General features: G+C 38.9%; 23 protein-coding genes and 1 pseudogene. 7 read left to right on the top strand and 17 right to left on the bottom strand.

Annotated elements, in window-relative coordinates; translation table 11 throughout:
* A pseudogene (locus tag H5058_RS06805) lies at window positions 1-369 on the top strand (hypothetical protein); the annotation flags it as partial.
* Window positions 370-437: 68 nt separating this feature from the next.
* Here H5058_RS06805 and H5058_RS06800 read toward each other — a convergent pair.
* Both H5058_RS06800 and H5058_RS06795 read right to left on the bottom strand, forming a co-directional pair.
* Complete coding sequence (locus tag H5058_RS06800; RefSeq protein ID WP_182677398.1) at window positions 438-1,631, bottom strand: sodium:proton antiporter; 1,194 nt, start codon at window positions 1,629-1,631, stop codon at window positions 438-440.
* Complete coding sequence (locus H5058_RS06795; protein ID WP_011330177.1) at window positions 1,631-2,842, bottom strand: tyrosine-type recombinase/integrase; 1,212 nt, start codon at window positions 2,840-2,842, stop codon at window positions 1,631-1,633. The genes H5058_RS06800 and H5058_RS06795 overlap by 1 nt, the downstream gene beginning before the upstream one ends.
* A gap of 138 nt (window positions 2,843-2,980) precedes the next feature.
* Here H5058_RS06795 and H5058_RS06790 point away from each other — a divergent pair, with 138 nt between their 5' ends.
* Window positions 2,981-3,544: a YSC84-related protein gene (locus tag H5058_RS06790; protein ID WP_011330176.1), complete on the top strand. Its 564-nt coding sequence runs from the start codon at window positions 2,981-2,983 to the stop codon at window positions 3,542-3,544.
* 292 nt (window positions 3,545-3,836) lie between these two features.
* On the opposite strand, the gene H5058_RS06785 is transcribed toward H5058_RS06790, so the two are convergent.
* The 5 genes from H5058_RS06785 to H5058_RS06765 form a co-directional block, all read right to left on the bottom strand.
* On the bottom strand, window positions 3,837-4,385 hold the full coding sequence (locus H5058_RS06785; RefSeq protein ID WP_182677396.1) for a hypothetical protein: 549 nt from the start codon (window positions 4,383-4,385) through the stop codon (window positions 3,837-3,839).
* 211 nt (window positions 4,386-4,596) lie between these two features.
* Window positions 4,597-5,640 (bottom strand): patatin-like phospholipase family protein, encoded by a 1,044-nt coding sequence (locus H5058_RS06780; protein WP_182677394.1) that lies wholly within the window; start codon window positions 5,638-5,640, stop codon window positions 4,597-4,599.
* 183 nt (window positions 5,641-5,823) lie between these two features.
* Window positions 5,824-7,230: a sodium:alanine symporter family protein gene (locus tag H5058_RS06775; RefSeq protein ID WP_182677392.1), complete on the bottom strand. Its 1,407-nt coding sequence runs from the start codon at window positions 7,228-7,230 to the stop codon at window positions 5,824-5,826.
* 112 nt (window positions 7,231-7,342) lie between these two features.
* Window positions 7,343-8,254: a citrulline utilization hydrolase CtlX gene (gene ctlX, locus H5058_RS06770; protein ID WP_182677406.1), complete on the bottom strand. Its 912-nt coding sequence runs from the start codon at window positions 8,252-8,254 to the stop codon at window positions 7,343-7,345.
* Complete coding sequence (locus H5058_RS06765; protein WP_182677389.1) at window positions 8,251-9,321, bottom strand: ornithine cyclodeaminase; 1,071 nt, start codon at window positions 9,319-9,321, stop codon at window positions 8,251-8,253. Before H5058_RS06765 ends, ctlX begins: the two co-directional genes overlap by 4 nt.
* 168 nt (window positions 9,322-9,489) lie before the next feature.
* On the opposite strand from H5058_RS06765, the gene H5058_RS06760 reads away from it, so the two are divergent.
* A complete protein-coding gene (locus H5058_RS06760; RefSeq protein ID WP_058375129.1) occupies window positions 9,490-9,921 on the top strand; it encodes an Lrp/AsnC family transcriptional regulator in 432 nt (143 codons plus the stop codon).
* A gap of 93 nt (window positions 9,922-10,014) precedes the next feature.
* Here the strand turns inward: H5058_RS06760 and H5058_RS06755 are convergent, their stop codons facing one another.
* The 3 genes from H5058_RS06755 to H5058_RS06745 all read right to left on the bottom strand — a co-directional run bounded on the left by H5058_RS06755 (window position 10,015) and on the right by H5058_RS06745 (window position 13,169).
* Window positions 10,015-11,037: a patatin family protein gene (locus H5058_RS06755; RefSeq protein WP_179807665.1), complete on the bottom strand. Its 1,023-nt coding sequence runs from the start codon at window positions 11,035-11,037 to the stop codon at window positions 10,015-10,017.
* A 270-nt stretch (window positions 11,038-11,307) separates the two neighbouring features.
* Window positions 11,308-12,297 (bottom strand): LLM class flavin-dependent oxidoreductase, encoded by a 990-nt coding sequence (locus H5058_RS06750; protein WP_041455000.1) that lies wholly within the window; start codon window positions 12,295-12,297, stop codon window positions 11,308-11,310.
* A 128-nt stretch (window positions 12,298-12,425) separates the two neighbouring features.
* The gene (locus tag H5058_RS06745; protein ID WP_182677387.1) at window positions 12,426-13,169 is read right to left on the bottom strand and encodes a siderophore-interacting protein; all 744 of its coding nucleotides are present in this window, start codon (window positions 13,167-13,169) and stop codon (window positions 12,426-12,428) included.
* Window positions 13,170-13,289: 120 nt separating this feature from the next.
* Here H5058_RS06745 and H5058_RS06740 point away from each other — a divergent pair, with 120 nt between their 5' ends.
* The 3 genes from H5058_RS06740 (at window position 13,290) to H5058_RS06730 (ending at window position 15,452) form a co-directional block, all read left to right on the top strand.
* Complete coding sequence (locus H5058_RS06740; RefSeq protein ID WP_086999137.1) at window positions 13,290-13,709, top strand: MarR family winged helix-turn-helix transcriptional regulator; 420 nt, start codon at window positions 13,290-13,292, stop codon at window positions 13,707-13,709.
* Window positions 13,710-13,791: 82 nt separating this feature from the next.
* Window positions 13,792-14,205, top strand: coding sequence for a translesion error-prone DNA polymerase V autoproteolytic subunit (gene umuD, locus H5058_RS06735; RefSeq protein WP_086999133.1), 414 nt, complete (start codon window positions 13,792-13,794; stop codon window positions 14,203-14,205).
* The gene (locus tag H5058_RS06730; protein ID WP_182677385.1) at window positions 14,193-15,452 is read left to right on the top strand and encodes a Y-family DNA polymerase; all 1,260 of its coding nucleotides are present in this window, start codon (window positions 14,193-14,195) and stop codon (window positions 15,450-15,452) included. The genes umuD and H5058_RS06730 overlap by 13 nt, the downstream gene beginning before the upstream one ends.
* A gap of 18 nt (window positions 15,453-15,470) precedes the next feature.
* On the opposite strand, the gene H5058_RS06725 is transcribed toward H5058_RS06730, so the two are convergent.
* From H5058_RS06725 to H5058_RS06705, 5 genes are all read right to left on the bottom strand, one after another.
* Complete coding sequence (locus tag H5058_RS06725; RefSeq protein ID WP_011330158.1) at window positions 15,471-15,932, bottom strand: hypothetical protein; 462 nt, start codon at window positions 15,930-15,932, stop codon at window positions 15,471-15,473.
* A 191-nt stretch (window positions 15,933-16,123) separates the two neighbouring features.
* A complete protein-coding gene (locus H5058_RS06720) occupies window positions 16,124-16,642 on the bottom strand; it encodes a DUF4240 domain-containing protein (RefSeq protein WP_086999126.1) in 519 nt (172 codons plus the stop codon).
* Window positions 16,642-16,833, bottom strand: a complete 192-nt coding sequence (locus H5058_RS06715; protein ID WP_011330156.1) for a YwbE family protein — start codon at window positions 16,831-16,833, stop codon at window positions 16,642-16,644. Before H5058_RS06715 ends, H5058_RS06720 begins: the two co-directional genes overlap by 1 nt.
* A 69-nt stretch (window positions 16,834-16,902) precedes the next feature.
* Window positions 16,903-17,184: a hypothetical protein gene (locus tag H5058_RS06710; protein ID WP_011330155.1), complete on the bottom strand. Its 282-nt coding sequence runs from the start codon at window positions 17,182-17,184 to the stop codon at window positions 16,903-16,905.
* A 96-nt stretch (window positions 17,185-17,280) separates the two neighbouring features.
* Entirely contained in the window at window positions 17,281-17,493 is a 213-nt protein-coding gene (locus H5058_RS06705) for a hypothetical protein (protein WP_011330154.1), read from the bottom strand.
* 80 nt (window positions 17,494-17,573) lie between these two features.
* On the opposite strand from H5058_RS06705, the gene H5058_RS06700 reads away from it, so the two are divergent.
* Complete coding sequence (locus H5058_RS06700) at window positions 17,574-18,383, top strand: ion transporter (RefSeq protein ID WP_176359708.1); 810 nt, start codon at window positions 17,574-17,576, stop codon at window positions 18,381-18,383.
* 153 nt (window positions 18,384-18,536) lie between these two features.
* Here H5058_RS06700 and asd read toward each other — a convergent pair whose 3' ends face one another.
* The gene (gene asd / locus H5058_RS06695) at window positions 18,537-19,676 is read right to left on the bottom strand and encodes an aspartate-semialdehyde dehydrogenase (RefSeq protein ID WP_182677383.1); all 1,140 of its coding nucleotides are present in this window, start codon (window positions 19,674-19,676) and stop codon (window positions 18,537-18,539) included.
* Window positions 19,677-19,874: 198 nt separating this feature from the next.
* On the bottom strand, window positions 19,875-22,556 hold the full coding sequence (locus tag H5058_RS06690) for a TonB-dependent receptor plug domain-containing protein (protein WP_182677381.1): 2,682 nt from the start codon (window positions 22,554-22,556) through the stop codon (window positions 19,875-19,877).
* Window positions 22,557-22,609 lie beyond the last annotated feature (53 nt).

Here is a 22,609-nt window from a genome sequence, read left to right as displayed (position 1 = left end):
AAACAAAATACTAATACTAATACTAATACTAATACTAATACTGAATTTACTTTATTAAGCCACTGTACCGAAACTACCGCCTTACCAAAAGCTGCGAGTGTTTGGCAAAATATTTTTAGCGATATTGGCTTAACATTAAAAACAACCAGTACTGGTTGTTGCGGCATGGCGGGTACTTATGGTCATGAAGCACAAAACCAAAACAACTCGCGCGCACTATACGAAATGAGTTGGAAACCTATTGTAGATAAAAATAAACCCGAGCAACTGTTATCAACAGGATTTTCTTGTCGTAGCCAAGTTAAACGATATGAAAAATTTAAACCTAAACATCCAATTGAGTTACTTGCACACCTACTTAGCAATTAAACTTTATTAGGCTGATTAAAAAATGCGTAACTTTATAAATAAAATTACGCATTTTTACTTTTTACTTTTTACTTTTTAGCAAAACTATCTGCAATTGGCTTAGTAGTTATACCATGAATAAATACACTAAATAAAATAGTGGTCATAGCAATAGTTGCAATCTGATATTTATTTTCTATTTGAGTATCAATTACCATTAACGTAAATACTATCGATGCGAGTCCTCTTGGTCCAAACCAAGCAAAAGTAAATCGCTCTTTTATATTCAGTGCAGTAAATTGCAGTGACAACATAACCGGAATTATTCTGATCAAAGTTGCACTAAGTAAAGCATAAATGATTATTTCAAAACTGAGTTTTGGTAAAACCAAATAGGCACTTACAAAACCAAATAAACACCAAATTAATAATGCAGCAAAATCGGCTATGTGCTCTGAGTCTTCAACAATTTCACAACGTATCGATTCTGGAGAAAACCGGTCAAACAATAAACCTGCTACAAACACGGCAATAAAACCACTACTATGAAAATACTGTGTAATAGAAAATATCGCCATTGCAAAACCTACCAGCAAAAAAGGACTGGTTTTTTGTGCAAAATAATGGCGTTGCATAGCAAAGTTTAAAGTAGGAATAAATATCGCAACACTCGCAATTGCAATTAATAGCGCTATACCAAGTTCCCGAGTAAAAATAATCATAGTTTGTGAAGCTGTGATCCCAAGCTCGGGGTTATTAGCTAATAACAAAAAAATTAAAAATACAGGTACACATAAACCATCATTTAAACCACTTTCAGTATTTATTCCTTCGCGGATATTTTCGGGCACTTGTGTACTTTCTAATAGTCCTTTACTGAGTGCTGCATCGGTTGGTGTTAAAATAATTGCTAATAATGCAGCTTGAATAAGTGTTAACTCTGCAAATAAAAATAATGCAGTACCAATACCTAACAACAAGGTAAGGGGTAGGGCAACAAATAATAATAAACTTGGGTACTGATAACTATGTTTTAAAACGCTTAGTTTTGTTTTTGTAGCGTCGGTAAATAAAAACAAACTTAAAGTTAATTCAATTAAAGGTAATATATAAGCTCCACCATTTTTTAATTGTTCAACTTCCTCAGATATAAACCAGGCAAGTGCTATTCCTCCAATCACAAAAAACATTGGGCCAGTGATTTCGGTTCTTTCTAATTGCCGGATTGTTAATGAATAAATTAAAAACAAACTGCCAATAAAAGTAATAACTAAATATTCCATTATATTTTCCTTTTTAAACCAGATTTTGCACGTTCTTTTATATTTGTTTGAATATAAATTTGGTCTGTAGTTGCTATTTTTGCGTGTCCTAAATCTTCAGATAAATGTTTGAGTGGTCGTGTTTGCGCATCGTGTGTTGCACCTGTATGTCTAAGCCAATGTGCGGTTGCTGCTTCAAGTTGTTCAGAGTCATCTTTAAAACCATCATCAAGTAAAGATTGCTGAGCTAAATCAAAACTTTGTTGTACCAAACGTCGTATTTGCCTAACTGTCATGCCACCTTGGCCACGGATTTTATGCACCAAAGGTTCAGATTCATCAACGCGTGGTAGGGCAGGTAAACCACGATAAAGTCGGTAGCGTTTTAAATATTCAACAAAATCATCGCTTAGAGTTACATCTCGTAATTTATTACCTTTACCCATAATACGCAAAAACCAAAAACCATCATTGTCTTGCCAAAAATGCGACATAACGGGCGACCATTGTGGCCGCTCTGACAATTCGGAGATCCGTAAATATAATCCTTTTAAACATGCAAGAGTAAATAAATTTCTTTCTAGATCAGGTTGTTGCTCACATAAGTCGCGCGTTACCCCAAACACATATTCCCATTGTATATCGCTTAGCGTATCGGGGATCTGTATTTGCGATTGAACCACTAAATAGGGACTATTCTTTTTTACTACAGGCACAAAATTGGCAAAGGTTTTTTCTTCTAAAATAGCAAATTTATAAAATACGTTAAGTGCAGTAAACATTGCCGATAATGTTTGTTGGCTAGCAATTGATTCTTTTTGGATGAAAGGGCGCCAATTTGTATTTAAACGACGAATACCTTGCTCGTCTTTATAACGCCATTGTACTGATGTTGTAGCCCAAGCTTTATCTGGTTCAACAACAAAATCTACATAACCTTCAATATCTTCGCGCTTTAAATCAAATACTGATTTTTCAGCCACTAACCATGCCCATAAATAAAAACGTTCAAGCTCACTTCTAAACCGACTATAGGTTGCTTCCGATTTGCGACCATAAACATATAAAAACTGGTATAAGAAGGTAAGATCTTGTTTTGATTCAGTTACAGTCAAGCCAACTTGCTGTATAAAGGTAGCCAGTTCTGGATATTCTGAATTTAAAGTATTATCTTCAAGATGAGCAATTTGATATCTCAATTGTTTTAACGTATCAACCAAAGCAACTAGCATAGTAATAAAATATTCAATAAAATAATAGACTTATAGATTAACCATAAAGTCCGATACTGTCTAGTATTGGACATAAATAGATTCTATTATTTTGTAATTATATACTTGCTAGTTATAAATGTTATTTAAGGAAAATTCATGAAAAGATTTATTTTGCTAAGTATGGTCGTATTTACACTCGCGCTCACGGGTTGTGCAACAACAGGCAGCGCCTCACCAAGCGAAAAACGTGCATTAGTACATAGCATGGAATCAAATACATTAAGTAAACTTTACGCGATAAAACCAGATGTTAAAAAGCAAATTGCTAACTCTGCAGGTTATGCTGTTTTTGATAATGCCAACGTCAATGTTGTTTTAGCTAGTTTTGGTGGTGGTTATGGTGTTATTAAAAATAACCTAACGGGTAAATCTACATACATGAATATGGGCGAAGCCGGTTTAGGCCTAGGTTTAGGTGTTAAAGACTTTAACGTTGTTATGGTTTTTCATAACCAAGCGGCACTAAACAGATTTATTGAACACGGTTGGGCATTTGGCGGAAACGCAGATGCAGCAGCTAAATATAAAGAAAAAGGCGGTGCATTAGTTGCCGAAGCAATAGCAGACCAAGTTACTGTGTATTCTTTGACCGAAAGCGGCCTTGCACTACAAGCAGTATTAAAAGGTACTAAGTTTTGGGTCGACTCTGAGCTTAATTAACCCCTAAATTACTCTCCTAAAAGCGAGCTGATTTGAATAATCACCCTCGCTTTCTTTTAAATAAGGCAATTTAACATAACATAACTTATGGGCTGTTATTACTATAACGTAATTAATAACGCAAATGCGCCCTCAATCTGTTCGTGGACTCCAGTATCGCTATCTCTCAGCTAAGGAAAATTAATCATGTAAAAAAGCTATTAATTTATACGATTACCCAGAGAGGAATAACTATGACACAACCTTATTATATTTATCGCTTTAATGTTAAAAGCTTTTCGCCCTTTTAACATTAAACTGTGATTGCTTTTTTTAATTGCTTTTTAAAATCATTACATGCATCTTCAAATTCATCTAAATTTCTTTTAAATGATTCGTATATTTTTTTACTCTGATTTTTTTCGTGAAAATATTTACCAACGTCATCTCTTTTACTTAGTACACTTTTAAATTTTTTTGAGCATTCCTCACATAAGTATAGATCTATCAACATCTCTACCGTTTCCAATGCTTTCCCAGCATATTGAGAATTTGGCTCTTTTTTCATAGCTATCATTTCTTCATAAGAAATATGTCTGTGATAATAGGAAACCATATCAAAAGTACGTATATCATATGCTTTTTTCCATATATTAAAATTCTCATATGCTTTTTCAGTTTTTTCATATTTCCTTTTTTTTTCTTCTTGGGAAGCCATTCCTTTTATTGAAGCTTTCATATTCATATGATTCCACCACCCAGAAATAACACCCACAGTAATTGCTACAATTGCTGTTAATGTTCCAGTATAGATTGGCATCATTTCTTTAATTCTGGTTGATTCTTCTACTAGATTTTCCATATTTTCATACAACTATATTTTTCTCTTAATTTTGACACGTAAACTTACACATGCAACTATTAGTTATGTTTGAGGTGTATTTAATATTCAGCTTTTGTAGATCCCTCCTAAACTGCCACAGATGTCCTCAGATTAAAATTTATAATAAAAAAGTGCTTTCAGCCGTTTAATTATTTCGCTTATAATTTATGGATTATTAGCTATTAAATTACTAGTATGACTTTGAATCGAAACTTTCATTATTTAATTTTTCATCAAATGCTTCAGCCAACTTTTCAGTTTCACTAAAAACAGTATTCCAATATTTAATGCGTGTGTCTGCATCTAGATCGGTAAAATCATTTCTATCTGGAATTTTTCCGTAGGGTAAGCCTGCTATAAATTCTTTAGACGGCGTGATCATCACCACGTTATCGTAATTAAGTGGTGACACTTTACGTTTTAAATTTTTATCAAACCACCCTGGTTTTGGGTCGCTATTAAAGTGTGGATATAAAATGAGTCCTGGGTTGTTAATTTTTAAATCAAAGTGGTAGTCAATAATTCCGCCATCGCGATACATGCCAAGCGGTGAACCGGAAATATTTTTAATCCCTTGCATAACTAAAGGTATAGAACCCGATGCAAGTAATGCATCTTTTAAATTATTTTGGGTAAGCGCTATTTTTTGTGTTTTAAAATTATAGCTGTCGGTAATTGATAAGTCGCTTGTTGCTGGGCCAAATATAAAACGCTCATATTGCGATCCTAAATATTTTCGGTTTACTCGATTAAGCATATAACTTTTTGATAAACCCATAAGCTGTAATAATTTATTTTCACTGGCTATAAATCCATTCGATTTTGCCACTATAAAATGTGCTTTAAATACGGGGTTATTTATAATTTCAGCCACGCCGTTATTGCCAAAAACATCTTCAAGCAATGCGCGTGCTTTTATAGTTATTTCACTTGGTGTTGGTTTGTTACTAGAATAGCGAGTTTGCGAATACGATTTTGCTAAACGTTCAATTGCTGCAACCGGATCGTTTTGGGCAAAACACGCTGAGCGAAATGCACCGGCCGATGAGCCAATTAAGTTAAGCGGTTGGCTATGGTTTTTAAAAAACTCACCAAATATATATTTGTCTAAACCAAACAAGGTAAACCATTTTGGCCCGCCGCTGGCACCTAAAAATGAGCTGAATAATTCGGGTTTAAGCCCCTGTTCGTTTATTATTTTTGCAGCAGTTTTACCTGCGTAAATGTTGATCATCTAAAAATTTAGCCTATAAAATCTGTGTTTAATTGCGCTGCTTATTTCTATTTAATGGCATATACTTGTTAATTACTTTGTATATAACCAGGCTAAAAATAGAATAGTTATGCAAAAATAAAAACGATTTTATGCTGCCATAAAACCGTTTATTAATGCTAAAAGTGACTTAATATACGTTAACTAGTCCCAAATGCCGGTTTCGCATTTACCCTGTACTTTTACATCATTTACTTTAAATTCGGGCTCTAAGCCTTTTTCGCGTTGCGTATGATAATCGCGAGTAACCGCTAATATTGTTGGGGTTAGCAATATAATAGCGATAACGTTAACCACTGTCATTAAACCTAAAGCAATATCGGCTAAATCCCATACTTGCTTTAATGTGGCCGACGCGCCCCACAACATCATTGATAAATAAAGCAAAGTATAAATACCACGACCCATTTTGTTATCGAGTTTAAATAAGTGCAAGTTACTTTCTGCGTAAGCATAGTTGGCTACTACAGACGTAAAGGCAAACAAGGTAATAGCGGCTGCTACAAAGTACACACCCCCTTGCGCTAAATGAGCGGTCATGGCGCTTTGCGTTAAACGTATACCTTCCATTTCGCCGCTTATGTCTATATCGGCAAGTAAAATAATAACCGCAGTACAACTACACAATACTATGGTGTCGAAAAACACCCCTAACATTTGAATGTAGCCCTGTGTTACCGGATGATTAGGCAGTGGGCTTGCACTGGCTGAAGCATGTGGCACACTGCCCGCGCCCGCTTCGTTTGAATAAAGGCCACGTTGAATACCATTTTTTATTGCTGCGCCCATCGCGCCTGCACCTGCTTCTTGAAGCCCAAATGCTGATAAGAATATATCTTTAAGCATAGCAGGCACTTGGGTAAAGTTTATTAAGGTAATAATAACTGCAACAAGCACAAACACTATGCCCATTACCGGTACTACGCGCTCAGCAAAGCGGGCGATTGCTTTAAAACCACCCACAATAATAGAGCCGGCTAACACAGTGATCACTAATCCAGAGTAAAAAGTGGGAATTTCGAAGGCAAAATTAAGTGCATCGGTAATGGTGTTGGTTTGCATGGCGCTAAAGGTAAAGCCGTAACCTAAAAATAAGCACAGTGCAAAAGTAATAGCGAAGGCTCGATTGCCTAATCCTTGTTGAATATAATACGCAGGGCCGCCTCTAAACTCGCCTTGGCTGTCGCGCACTTTATATACTTGACCTAATACACTTTCGGCAAAGCCTGTGGCCATGCCTAATATGGCAATAACCCACATCCAAAAAATGGCACCACTGCCACCTAATGATATAGCAACGGCAACACCTGCTAAGTTACCCGTGCCTACCCGCGCACATAAACCAGTACACAGCGCTTGAAATGATGATATGTCGCCTTTTTTACATTTGCTGCTGCCTTTTAGTAAACTAAACATATGTTTAAATTTAATTATTTGAATGGCTTTTAAACGCACCGAAAACCAAATACCAGCAAACAATAAAATGTAAATGAGGACTTGGCCCTCTCCCCATAAAATACCATTTACACTTTTTACTACGGTATCGAACATTGCTAATTCCTTGTTATATTTCTTATTTAAATAGGCACTGCAAGCGACACAAATATACGTTATAAAATAATAAAGGCAGTAACACTGCCTTATACTATTAAATTTTATACATTTACTTTGTTGGTAAATGAATGCCAGCGATCATACACCTTACTGAGCCACCAGCAGATTCAATGGTAGGAATAGGTAAAGGCACCAATTTGGCACTTTTTTCTATTACCTTAATTTGCGCTGCAGTAAGTGCTTTAAAAGCCGTTGCTGATAACGCTAAAATCCGTCCGCTTTTACCCTGTAACTCAATGGCATTGCCGCAAAAGTGATTAATTTGATCGCCCGATAACTCAATGACTTGATGATAGCTTTGCAATAAATGGCTTACTAGCTGCCTGCGCTGTTCGTTTGGCACCATGTCTAAGCCAATCATGGCAAACTCTGTAGCAACACACATTAATACATTGGTATGGTAAACCGCTGTGCCTTGCATATCGTAGGCATTAAAAACCACCGGGGTTAGCTTTAATTGCTCGCATACTGTGTTAACAACTGACTGTGTCGTTCGCTTTGATTCAACCGCATAAGCAAACTTATATTGATGATCAATAACCAGTGAACCAGTGCCTTCCAAGAATGAATTTTCTTTCGCTAAAAGTGAATAATCAGTCACTGAAGACACTTTATATTGATCCGTTAAAAAATCAATAATATCTTTGCGATATTCTGCTCTTCTGCTTTTTGCGTACATTGGATAGGTTAGTATTTCGCCATTTTGGTGAGTAGTAAACCAATTATTAGGAAATACCGAGTCGGGCGTATCTTTATGCTCATCTTCAAAAAGGTGAACGCAGATCCCTTCTTGCTTTAACACTTCAACTGCATTTGTTACTTCGTTATACGCGTGTAAGCTTTGATCAGTTGTTAAACAACTGCGCTGAAATGTGTTATCACGCATAGTTTGCGGGTTAGAGGTAAAATGATGTGGGCGAACCATCACAATACTATTTGGTGCTTGGTTTACCATACTTATGCCACACTCTCTTGCTGCGTATGCTCAGTGATTAAAACCGAAAACAAATTACGCGGATCGGCTTGCTGGGTAATTAAATCAAGCAAACTGTACTGCCCCGTTGCAATGAGCTGATCGCGAATAAATGCCAATGCCGTAAAATCTTCGCTAGCAAAGCCCACACCATCAAAAATAGTAAGTTGTTGCTGACTCTCACGCCCGCAAGCTTGTCCATTAATAACTTGATGAAACTCGGTTACAGCAAAATCAGCCCTCATTTGTTGAATTTCACCTTCAATACGTGTTTGTGGCTCGTACTCTACAAATACAGCGGCGCGTTCCAACAGCTTTGCATCTAACTCTGTTTTACCTGGGCAGTCGCCACCAATGGCATTTATATGCACGCCTTGTGGGATCATCTCGCTGGTTAAAATTGTGGCATTGGTTTTATCCGCAGTGCAGGTTGTTATTATGTGCGCGCCTTTTACAGCCTCTGCAGCACTGTTACAAATAGTGACGTTTAAGCCATAGGCAGTGAGGTTATTAAAGGCTTTTTGCGACGCACTTGGGTCTATATCGTATAAACGAATATGAGTAATACCCAGTACACTTTTAAATGCCAACGCCTGAAACTCAGACTGCGCACCGTTACCAATTAGCGTTAGTGTGGTTGCATTTTCAGGGGCTAAATATTTGGCGACTAATGCTGAAGTGGCTGCAGTTCTTAGTGCGGTAAGTAGGCACATTTCGCTGATCATAACCGGATAACCGCTATCTACATCGGCTAAAATACCAAATGCAGCAACGGTTTGCAGCTCTCTAAAGGTATTTTTAGGATGCCCATTTACATACTTACAGCTAAATAGTTCGCCATCGCTCACTGGCATAAGCTCTATTACGCCCTCTGGTGAATGCGCTGCATAACGCGGGGATTTATCAAACTGCTGCCAACGAGCAAAGTCTGTTTCTAGTCGCTTTGTTAGCTGTTGTAAAACATTTTCTATGCCGAGTTTATTTATAAGCTGTGCCATTGTTTGTACGCTAACAAAAGGAACGCCTTGTTTTGGCTGTGCTATAAAATGCGTCATTAAAACCTCTATAAGTAAGTGTGTGCAATTATTTATAGGCAGTTTATCGCTCTGGTGCGCCAGTTAAAATGGCAATTAGTTATACAAATAGCATTATTTTTTATCATTTTGCTAGGCAGTAATGATTAAATTTAGTATTTTGATCAAAATTTACCTATGGCGTACCCTATGACTCCCTATATTTACGACGTCCTCGACAAAGCATTAATAGCCGAACTTAGAAAAGACGGCCGCGCTTCTATTTCAACCTTAGCCACTACATTAAACGTGTCGCGGGGCACAGTACAAAATAGGTTAGATAGATTACTGTCATCTGGGGCAATTTTAGGTTTTACCGTGCGTGTACATCAGCATATTGAAACTGAAGCAGTTAGAGCAATTATGATGGTAGAAGTGGTAGGTAAGTCAACCTCGCAAGTTATAAAAACGATGCGCGGCATTCCTGAGCTAACTAAATTGCACACTACTAATGGTGCGTGGGATTTAGTAGCCGAAATTCAAGCGGCTAACTTAAGTGAGTTTGATGGGGTGCTTAGGCAAGTAAGAGAGATAAACGGTATTTTAAATAGCGAAACCAGTATTTTGCTTTCGTCTACTTAAAATTAATGCTGGCGTGCACTATATACGCCAGCAAAGGAGTTATTTATTATCTCAATGCAATTGAGTAAATAAGCCCCTTAGTTATAGTTATATTTAGTTATAACAGTACTGCAATGCTTGATGATTATGGCTATGCTCCCAAATTTGCGGATTTTGCTCAGCTAAATATGCGCGCCCTGCCTGTAAACCAAGTTTGTGATCAAAGCGTAAATCGCTATCTGAACTGCCAAGTAATTTGCTATGCAGTTTTTCGGTTGCAAAAATTTGTATAATTTCAACATCTTCCGGTGGGTTTGCAATAAACTCCAACTCTTCTTGGTATGCTTGTTCGTGCTGTAGTAAATAATCTATGGTTTTAGGACAATAGCCTGATGCGCACACAAATGATCTTAGTTTGTTTACCCATGCCGATTGTACTTGAAAGTTAATATCAACCGTGCGGATCACCACTATTTTACGTGCGCCTCGGTTATAGGCTTCACGTACAGGTAAAGGTGCTGCAAGGCCGCCATCTAAATAAAAGTCGGCTACTGCTGGCTCTACTTGCTCTAAGGCAAGCTCGGCTTCGTTAGCTGCTAAAGTGTTCATCCAAGGTGTTAGTTTTACACCTTGCTTATACAAAAATGGTAACGCACTTGATGCTTTTAATAGCTCACGCCATTGCTTGCTCTCGCCTGTAGGCGCTAAAAAGTACGGTTTACGGTCTCGTGAGTTAGTTGCTGTAATAAGCAGTTCACGATCCCCTAAGTTATTTTTGGCTGTTTTAAAATCTAAACTCCGATTCACCTCAGTGGTTTTATCAAAGTACCAGTCTAAGTCCATTATGTGCTTACCAATTAAACCACGGCCTAATTGAAAAAAGTTTTTATTACGCGACAGCCCTCTGATCAAACGCTTTGCATAGCCTTTTTGCCTTGCTAAAAAACTAGTTAAGTTTTGCGAGCCCGCAGAAGTACCAATAAATAAATCAAATGGGTCGTAGTCTTGCTCTAACCACGCATCGAGTACACCGGCTGTAAATATACCTCGCTGTCCGCCACCTTCAGCAATCAGCGCAATTTTTGGCTGCGCTGCTTTATTAACTGAATTAGGGATTACATTATTTAGCGAGTTCACGGTGTACCTTCCTGTAAAAAGTAGAGTTATAGAGTTATAACGTTTTGTGGTTTTAATTATAGCGGGTAAGTTATCACTATAAAATTTGATTAAATCTATTAGTTTAATCGCTTAAAGCGAATACGGTAGGGTAATTTATTTGCTGTTATTTGGGAGTAGCTTAAATGAGCACCCAAAATACAGATTGATGTTGCCTATAAGCAAAACAAGTTTAGATTTCGCTTATAATATAGCAGGCGTAAGGTGTACGCCTGCTTAACTAAATGAAACTTAACGTTTTAATTCCATTAAAATTTCGATAGCTCTATGGCGTTTTTCGCTGTCGTATAAATCGTTGGTAAATATAAATTCATCAACGCCCAGCTCTTTTACTATCATTTCTAACTTGTGTCTTATACTTACATGCCCGCCTATTACACTTAAACTTAAAAAGTTTTCCACTTGTGCACGCTCTTGCTCGCTCCATAGGCCGTCCATAGAGTCAACAGGTGGTTGCAGCCATAATTCACTGCCACGCATTAGCGCAAGTACCCGCTGTTGCGAAGTGGTCGATAGGTATTGTGCTTCTTCGTCGGTATCGGCTGCTATCAGCGGTAACGCCAGCATTATGTATGGTTTATCAAGTACCTTTGAAGGTTTAAATTCACGCTTATACAACTCTATGGCATCGTACAAAAAGCGCGGAGCAAAGTGCCCTGCAAATACATACGGTAACCCTTTTTGCGCTGCAAGTTGCGCGCTAAATAAGCTTGAGCCTAATAACCAAATAGGTATATTGGTATCCTCACCGGGTATAGCCCGTATTGGGTGAGTGCCATTATAAGGCCCTAATAAGGTTTGCAGTTCGGTTACTTCTTGAGGGAAGCGCTCTGCTCGGCTCATGTCTGAATTTAAAGCTCTACTCGTAATAGGATCGCTTCCTGGTGCACGGCCAAGCCCTAAATCAATACGCCCTGGGTATAAGCTCTCTAATGTACCAAATTGTTCGGCTACAACTAATGGCGAGTGATTCGGCAGCATAATCCCCCCCGAGCCTACACGTATTCGATCGGTTTTACTGGCTATATGGCCCACTAAAATAGAGGTAGCTGCACATATAATGCCTGGCATATTATGGTGCTCTGCTAACCAAAAGCGATTAAAACCTAGTTCGTCGGCTCTTTGAGCGTATTTAGTACTTTTATGTAGTGTTTCGGATACCGTTGCCCCTTTGGGCATCGGGGCAAGCTCTAATAACGAAAAGGGAATATTAGATAACAAAATAGCAGCTCCTATAAATGGCATGCTTATGGTGTGCTATAACCACAAGCATAAAAACTAGAGATGGGTGTGCGTTACCTGTAATTCAAGATACTAAAGGTGCTAAACACTAAATAACCTGAGCATATTTAAACGGCTTGTGCCGCTTGCTGACGTTGCTGTTTATAGCTCTCTGAATTTAGTCCCTTTTTCCAATAACCCGATGCCACAATATGCGTACGTGGTATGGCGTATAGCTCATTAAGTTTAGTTTTTACTTTGCGCACTAAACCTGCCTCTAGCGCCATAAAAACAATTGGGGGTTGTACGCCTATTTTTAAATTGTTTAATGCAGTTAGCATGCTTTCATCTGGGCTATTGGTAACGAGCCAATTTACAGGGCGCGGCGTATCTAAACTAATAATGTCTTGAGCGCTAGGAGCATGAATAAACATATCAATTTTCGCGCTATGCGGTAACTGCTGAGCATAGCCTTTCACTGCATTAACTGAAGTTAAGTCGCCAAGGAGTACGTAGTGCGAATGGCTATAATTATCGAGTTTTTTAGGGCCCGGGCCAGCTATGGCTAGGGTGTCTCCTACTTTTGCTGTTTGCGCCCAGTTTGTAGCAGGACCTTGATGCATATTAATTACAAAGTCGAGCGTGAGCGCCCCCGTTTGCTCATTAACATGGTTAATAGTATAGGAGCGCATAAGCGCCGTTTTTATGTTTAAATCAAGTTCACCATTATGGGGCAGTAACACTTTTACATAGTGGCCTATGTAACTTGGCGTAAGATCTTTAAATTCATCAGAACCTACCACAATGCGTTGTAAGTGCGGTGTAATTTGCTTCGTACTTAGCACCTGCGCTTTGCGTATTTGTCTACTCATGTATTACCTCGTTTTACAAAAAGTTTAAATTGCATGCAGCAACATTTGCACAACGCCCCATTGGTTGATAAAATCAACTATAGCAATTTAATTGATATTGTCAACCATTTGGTAATTACTATGAAATCATCTCTACCTAATACACTCTTTATGCTAATGCAAAGCTACCGCGTAACAACGCGTGATGCGATTAATGCGAACGACCTTGGTTTAAACGCTATGCATGTGCGTTGCTTGCATATTATTGCAGCAACGCCGCAGTGTACTGCTAACGATATTGTTACCCAAACTCAACGCGACAAAGCACAAATTGCCCGTTTAATTAAAGAACTTTTAGCGTTAAATTTAATCAACAAATGTGCCAGTGAGCACGATAAACGCTGTTTTATTGTTTCTTTTACTGCCTCTGGCACTGCGCTTTTTAACAAATTACTAAGTGCCGAGCGCCAGGTTAACGAGCAAATGTGTAAAAATTTAAACTCGACGCAAATCAACGACTTCTTAAATACCGCACAAACAATGATCAAAAACATGCAGTGATCTTTCATTCATTACTTGGCAAAAGTAAAACAAAACGCATATACTGTATGCCTGTACAGTATATGCGTTTTGGTTGATCTTTATGTTTGTTATTCCCATTTATATAGAAGCGGGTGTGTGCGGGTTTGAATCGCCTGCTGCGCCATATAGCGAGCTTGGTGTATCGCTTGATGAGCTATTAATAAAGCACCCCGACGCCACTTTTATTGGCGTTGCCTCTGGCAGTTCAATGCAAGATGTGGGTATTTTTGAAGGCGACTTGCTAATAGTAGACCGCGCAGAACAGGCTAAAAATGGCGACGTTATAGTTGCTAATTTAAATGGCTTATTTGTGTGTAAGCTACTTGATAAAACCAATGCCCGGCTGCTCTCAGCATCACCTTTGTATAAACCAGTACAACTAACATCCTGCGATGAGTTTCAGCTTGAGGGCGTAGTTACACGCTCAATTCGTCTGCATCGCCAAAGCCCTGAGTTACAGCTATGTATGCCCTAGTAGACGCAGTGGCTTTTTATGCCAGTGCCGAAAAAGTATTCGACCCGGTTATTCGCTCAAAACCTGTGGTAGTGCTTACCAATAACGACGGTTGCATATGCGCGGTGTGCCCCATTGCTCGGCGTTTAAACATTCCTAAATTTGTGCCTTACTTTAAAGTTAAGCAGTTACTTGCGCAAAATAACGTAGTAATTCGCTCTAGTAATTATGAATTATATGCAGATTTAAGCGACAAAATGATGAACGTTATTGGCCGTTTTTGCGACGTGCAACACGTATACAGTATCGACGAATCATTTTTACACTTTAACGGTTACACCCCTGTTATTAATGACTGGTTTGCATACGGGCACACTATTAGGCGCACCGTATGGCGCGAAACTAAGCTCCCCGTTGGTGTTGGCTTTGGCTCTACGGCTACTTTAGCAAAAGCGGCAAACCATGCCGCTAAAAAATTATCCGGATTTAATGGCGTCGCTGTTATTAACTGCGAAGCAAGCCGTAAAGCTATTTTACAAAGAATGAGTTGCCAAGATATATGGGGTATTGGTAAGCGTTTAGCAAAAAAATTAAAAGTAATGAACATACACACTGCATGGCAATTAGCGCAGCAAAACCCTAACAGTATGCGCCGTGCATTTAGTGTGGTGGTAGAGCGCACTGTAAATGAGCTTAATGGCATACCTTGCTTAAATTGGGACGACGTACGCCAAGATAAGCGCGAGATATTTTCGACCCGAAGCTTTGGTGAGCGTATATACGAGCCAACGGCACTTAAAACCGCGTTAATTAATCACGTTACTGTGGTTGCTAGTAAATTAAGAAAGCAAAAATCGCTTACCAAACAACTTTATATTTTTGCGGCGAGCTCGTCTCACGAAAGCGTTTTTTATAAAAAGTCGTATATGTATACATTTGCCAGCCCCACTAACGACACCTGCGTAATGGCTAATGCTGTATCTCAAGTGTTTGAGCAAATATACCAGCCGGGTATTCGCTATTATAAATGTGGTGTAGGTGCTTTAGAGCTTATTGCGCAGCAATTTCAACAAGACGATTTATTTAATGAACGCACCGACAATCCACCACTAATGAATTGTCTTGATGCAATAAATAAACGCTACGGTAAAGGAATGCTTAGTTTAGCAAGCAGTAAATTAAATGAAGGTTGGCATATGAACAGGAATTTTTTATCCCCGCAGTACACCACCCGCTGGCGTGATATACCCAAAATATATTGTGAGTAAGTACAGCTTACCTATGCGTTACTGACTGTCGGGCACTTTTTTAAAAGTGCATGCAACGCTTGGCTGACTTAAAGTATATTTAAGTGTGTCGTTAGCTAAAAAGTAAATGCTTTGGCTAATTATTTTTTCGTTAGCTGGATTTTCGCAGCGACTCATTCTTAAGCCGTTTTCAATGCCGTCGCTTTTGTATTTTAATGAGCTAGTAACAAAACAAAAATCGGGCTTTTTAACCGTTTGTGTTCCGTTATGTAATGAGTCAAAAATAATTTGCTCACCTAAAGTAAAACCGGCATCTTCATTATCTGGATTTACTAAACTCAATTGGCTATTAACGCATAACGCTGAATTAGCCGACACCACCTCATAGGCACCCAGTTTTGTTTTTAAAAGCGGAATAAAACGGCTTTTATTACTTGGGGTTGCAACTGCATGAGCGCTGGTAAAAGCAATAGCTAATAAAGCAAGTGTTAAGTATTTCATTAAGTGGTTGTATCCTCGAATTAGTGGGTTAAATAATAGCGAAATGCTTGGTTGCTTAATTTTTATAACTTTTATAACTATAACAGAGATTTACTTTAAAAGGAGAGAAGTCGTGTTGCTTTAAAAAGGCGCTACACACCCTAAGCGTTTTTATACGCAGTAAAAAATAAAACGATTAGGGTGTGAAAATATTACTGCCAGTACTTAGCAAATAACAGCGGATAGCTTTGCTTTAAAAACTTAGCTTTGTCTTTAAAGCGTTTGCCTCTTGGCTCGTCACTTCCTGAGGGAATAAATGGCAGTTCGTCATCGTTACGCTCCTCGTAAAGTAAACCAGCAATTAAGTCGTATTCATCAATGTACGGATAAGGCTGCTCGTTAACATGATACACAGGCGTACAGGCGGCAATTGAATCAGGGTTTAGTAAAGCGTTTTCGAACACGTCTGCGCCGCGCGATATTAACCAGCATCTAAACTCACTAAAACCATATTCGTCGTTACAACCGGCCATTACAAATGCTGCGCCAAATAAATCCCAGGTGTAGCATTTACGCATACAAATACCAAAGAATTTATCAAACTCAATTAACTGCTGATCGGTTAAATCGTGCAGTTTAAGCTTTAAGTTATCACTCACATTTTGCGGATCGAGCCCTAAATCGGGGGCGGTTACTAAATCCCAAAAAGCCTGTTCTGTTAAAGTGCTCATTATAAGATCTCTTTCACTCGGCCTACTTGGCCATCGTCTAAACGTACTTTAATACCATGAGGATGGTTTGGTGACTTTGTTAATAAACGCTCAACCACACCTTGCGTTAATGTGCCACTGCGTTGATCTTCTTTTAATACGATATTTACTTTTGTACCAGGGGAGATTTGCGAACGAGTAGGAACAGCCATAATTTATACTCTAAAAAATAATTTGGCCAATTATAGCCTTCAAGCATACACAAACCAACCTAACAAAGGTTAATCGACTAAAAACGAAATGTTCGCTGCTTTAATAGCCAAACCAATTGTTGCAAGCTGTTGTGTGATCTCATTTTTAAGCGCGTCAAAATGTAACTCGCTTTTTTGATACGCTAGGTCATCGTTAAAATAGCATTGAACTTTTAAGGTGTTAGCTTCGTTATTTAAATCAACGGTATGTGTTAAATAAGCAAAGCCAAAATCGGTTTGTTTTATATTTTCACAGGCAATTGTCAGTACTTGGCGTATTTGTTTATCACGCTGTTTTTGAGTTTTTGTCATAATTTTTTAGCCATAGCCTCTTAATTTATTAGTATTTGAAATTAAATAGTAATAACGCTTAATAGCCGTTATTTAATAAGAGTGATTGAATAAGCGTTACTGAGTGTTTTCGGCTCGTTGTTTTTTAAACTCTTCAAAATTAGCCTCTTGTAGTTTAAGGCATTCGTAATATTCTTTGTCTGCTTTGTAGTTACACTCATCAAGACGTGCAGATTGTATTTCATGAAAGCGTGCATCAGAGCTGCAGCCAGCGAGCAAACTCAAACCGGCTACAAACAGTAAACTCGCGTTTAGTTTATTGATAATCATTAAAATTCCTTACACTTTAGAAGGTAAAAACTGTATATTAAGCGCCTCAAAAAACCTTACTTTGTACAGGACTTATTATGATGTTGCCGCAGTTGCAAAAGCAGTTTCAGCGTATAGATAAAAGCAAACTATTTCAATCATTTGTTATTGCTGTAATTGTTGTTTCTGCTCTTACCGTAGGTGCTCACACCTATTCTCTTCCGCCAACGGTAGAAATTGTCCTTAATTGGATGGATATAGGCATTACGGCGTTCTTTTTAATTGAACTCGTAATTCGCTTTATTGCCAGTAAAGGTATCAAAGATTTTTTCTCCAAAGGTTGGAATATTTTCGACACCCTTATTGTACTAGGTAGCTTATACCCTGCGGCAGGCTCAAGTATGCTAATTGCACGCTTATTGCGAATATTTCGTGTATTGCGGCTGGTGTCTATGGTCCCCGAGCTGCGCTTATTAGTTAACGCTTTACTTAAAGCTATTCCGCAAATGGGTTACATAGCCCTGCTGATGTTTGTTATTTTTTACATTTACGCCGCTGTAGGCAGTATGATGTTTGCACATATAAACCCTGTATTGTGGGGTGATGTATCAATATCTATGTTGACCTTGTTCAGAATTGCCACGTTTGAAGATTGGACCGACGTAATGTACGAAACCATGCTGGTTTATAAACTTAGCTGGATTTACTACTTAACCTTTATATTTTTAACTGCGTTTGTATTTTTAAATATGATGGTTGGCGCTATTTTAGAAGTGATGTCGCAAGAGCACAAAAATGCCCGCGATGAGCTGGCCGATAACGATTCACTGCCCGCGACACAAGGGCAAGTAAACGCCTTGCAAGCACAAATTGCTGATCTAAAATCATTACTCAAAGAAAAAGAGTATTAAATAAAAGGCTATTAATTATTCACAGCCACCAGCTTAATAGTCCTAAGTTGAAGAATAATTAATTTAGCATTTAAAATAAAAAAGGGTTAGCCAATGGCTAACCCTTTTTTTATAAAACAATGTGAGCGTTTATACGGTTACATTAAATTGCTATTATTCGCTGTCAACAATTATGCGAAGCATACGACGTAGCGGCTCTGCAGCACCCCATAACAGCTGATCGCCAACGGTAAAGGCGCTAATATATTTAGGCCCCATGGCTAATTTACGAATACGCCCAATTGGAATATTAAGTGTACCGGTGACCTTAACTGGGGTTAAGTCGGTAGTGCTAATATCGCGCTCATTAGGAATAACCTTTACCCACTCGTTATGCGATTCTAAAATTTGCTCTATTTTGGCAACGCTAATATCTTCGCGTAATTTAATAGTCATTGCTTGTGAATGACAACGCATAGCACCAATACGTACACATAAACCATCTATTGGAATAGGTTGTTTAGCCGAGCCTAAAATTTTATTCGCTTCAACTTGCGCTTTCCACTCTTCTTTACTTTGACCACTTGGCATAGGCACATCAATCCACGGAATTAAACTCCCCGCGAGTGGCACACCAAACTGATCCTGTGGCAATTGGTTTGAGGCCATTTTTTCACTGACTATTTTATCTATTTCTAAAATAGCAGCACTTGGATTTGCAAGTTGCTCGGCAACACTTTGATGAATTGCGCCCATTTGTGCAATTAACTCTTTCATGTTGCGCGCACCCGCGCCCGACGCGGCTTGGTAGGTCATGGGGCTTACCCATTCTATTAAGTCTTGCTCAAATAAACCGCCCAGTGCAAGCAACATAAGAGAAACCGTACAGTTACCGCCTACAAAGGTTTTAACACCTTGTGATAAACCTTGCTCAATAACGTCTTTATTGACCGGATCAAGCACTATAATGCTGTCGTTAGCCATACGCAGTACCGACGCTGCATCTATCCAATAACCATCCCAACCCGACTCGCGCAATTGTGGATAAACCGCATTGGTGTAATCGCCACCTTGGCAGGTAACAATAATGTCCATTTTAGCCAGTTCGGTAATATTGCTGGCATCGAGTAACGGCTTTGCTTCGCCCGCAATATCTGGGCCTAATTGGCCTGCTTGTGAGGTGGTGAAAAAGGTGGTGTCGATAAGTGCAAAATCACTTTGTTGCTTCATACGCTCTAATAACACAGAGCCAACCATGCCACGCCAACCGACTAATCCTACTTTTTTCATTGTGAGTTCCATTATTTGATTCATAAAAGTTGCCTGAAAAGATTAAAAATTAAAATTCATTGCGTGAGATTTAATTTTCATATCAAGCTTAAGCTAACACTGGTGGTTTAACAAAACTAGTTAATAAGTTACAACTTAAATATATTTCATACTAAGCCATAAAAAAGCAAAAGCCCCATACAAAAGCATGGGGCTATAATAATTACCTTTACGCTAGCATGGCTAAAATGTGTAGCTGTAACTCACATCAAAGGTCATTCCCACTTCTTTAGAGCGTACTACAATATCTGACTGCGTAACTTGCTGCTCTTCATCAAGTAAGTTTGCCACTTTAAACTTAACGTTGGAGTTAAAGTCGGGATACCAAGTATAAATTAAATCGAGTGAGTGAAAAGGCTGCTCGTAAGCATCATCACGCCCGGCTATTCCGGCGGCCAATATACGCTCGCCAAATACGTTATATACCAACGAGCTACTGTGCTGGCCATCAACAGAGTCGTAGTTTAGCTGTAAGTTGACCACGTATTTAGAATGCCCGGTCATGCGTTTAGTCGGGTTAGTTAAGTTACTCGCAAGTGCAGGATCGATATCTGCCTCTGAGTCACTTAACGTAATGTTACCGCTGGTAAATAGCCCTTCGGTTAAATAAGTAAGATCTTTTAGCCATTCGGTTTCTATACCGTACACCTGCGCAGTTTTACCATTTACAAATGAGGCTGAATAATCTTCATCGCCAATGCGTAATACAGTTTCAATCGGTTTATCTATGTCTTTATAAAAAGCAGCCACAGAGAATGAATCTCCGGTGTTGCCATAATATTCATAGCGTAAATCGTAATTTTTAATTGGGCTACTTTGCAAACCCACACGGCCAAAAGTACGAATGTCGGTTAGCGGATCAAAATACGACACTGGCACTACTTCACGTAAATCGGGGCGCACTACTGTTTCGCCATACCCTAAACGTACTTGGTAGTTTTCGCCGCCTAAATATGTAAGCGATAGTGCCGAAAAAAAGTCATCTTCATTAATACTGCCTGCGGCTATTTTTTCTGGGGAATAGTAAATATTTAAGTCATCCGCAGTAAAAATTAAGCTTGAGGTGCCGATAGAGGTTTGTTTAAATTCTTCATAACGCACCCCACCACTTAAGCGCAATAAGTCATCATAAATAACATCAAACGAGCCATACGCAGCTGATATTTTTTGCCCAGCAATATAGTCATCGGCATCGGGGGCTGAGGGTTCATTAAAGTCGAGTAAAATACGTTCGCCGTCAATAAATTCATCGGTTAAATAATTGCCCGCATCAAGCGGATTATCTGCCACAGTTAACGCCAGACCAGTGCCGTTATTTACAGCAAAACTAGAGGTGTTATAAATACGCGCTCGGTCGGCAATATCAAAGCCGGTTTTTAACTCTACCTCAACAGCATTAAAGCTTAAGGGAAGCGTTAAATTACCACCGTATGAATTTACTCTGTCTTGCATATTTATATACGAGAACAGCGCACGGTTATCATCGCCGGTAATTTGCGAGTTGCTATAGTTACCGCTGTTATCGTAGTTATCTCTAAATTTAAACTCTACATTAGTTGGAATGTCAGTACTGGCTTTAGAACGAGTATATTGCCAGTCAGCGCCAATACCCCAGTAATCTAAAAAGGTATGCTGGCCTAATAACTGATTTACCGTAAGCGTGCGCTGCTCTAAATTAAACTCATGAGTACGATTAGCTCGGTTATCATTTACTATGGTGAATACCGAGCTGCCTGCGGGGCTTTGCGACGTGGCCACCTCGGTTTCATCCTCGTTGTCGCGTAAATATAAGCTCATAAATGAAATACTATGGGTATTTAATCTATAACCTAAATTTAGCGTGGCGTTATAACGCTCGTTTTCGGTGGTGGTTACAGAGTCTTTAACTGTGTTAAAACACGATGTACTTACATCTTGCGCTGAATTAAGGGTGGTTGCACAATCATCTCCAATATCTTGTGCTATAACAGCGGTTCTTCTTTTTGCCGAGTCCCAGCTTTTATCGTATTCACCAGAGAGCAAAAAACCAAAAGTACCGCCTAAAAAGGACTCATCAAAACTATTACCTAAATGCCCTTTAATATTCCAATTTGGGTCTAACGATTCATCTTTTAAAGCAAAATTACGTGGTAGCGACTTTAACAGTTGATTGTTAATGGCAATTGCTTGGTCTGAGCGTGACGCATCGCTGTTATCAACCAAGTTATCTTTAGCAATAATGTTCCCCACATCAAAATTGCCTTTGTATTGCACTATGGCGTTATTTAAAATTTGGGGAATATCGCCATCGTTACCTTTATAGGTAAAACCGCTGCTAGCCGATGTATCTTTAGATAAACCAACCGCAAATCCGGCAGTAAATTCTGCAGGAATTGATTTAGTACGAATATCGATATTACCGCCGCCAAACGCCGCTGGCATATCTGGAGAGTAGGCTTTTTGTACCGCCATACTTTGAATAATACTGGCAGGAAAAATATCAAACGGCACTACGTTGCGCGTTAAATCTGGGCTGGGAATATAAGCCCCGTTTAAACGCGCGCTAGAATAACGCTCACCTAAGCCTCGTACATAAATAAACTTACCATCTACTAAGGTTAAACCCGTTACACGGCGCAGCGCCGAAGCCGCATCGCTATCGCCGGTTCGCGCAAGTTGCTCAGCACCTAAAATATCGGCAACAAAGGCTTGGTTTTTACGCTCCTCAACCACAGCAGCGGCGCTACCTTGTAGCCGAGTGCCTACAGCAACAACCTCTTCTATTTCGCTTTGCTCACTTTGTGCAGCGCTCAAATTAAGCGAGCTTGCTAAAAGCGAGAGACTAATTGCCAATGACAATTTATTCAATCTAGCTTGATTCAACATCTTTACAGATCCCTAATCAGTTAAAAAAGGGGCGCCTAAAATGCACTTTGCAA

Origin of the sequence: Pseudoalteromonas sp. SR45-4, assembly GCF_014163535.1 — a bacterium.
GTDB classification, from domain to species: Bacteria; Pseudomonadota; Gammaproteobacteria; order Enterobacterales; family Alteromonadaceae; genus Pseudoalteromonas; species Pseudoalteromonas nigrifaciens.
This window is presented reverse-complemented; position numbering and strand designations above follow the sequence as displayed.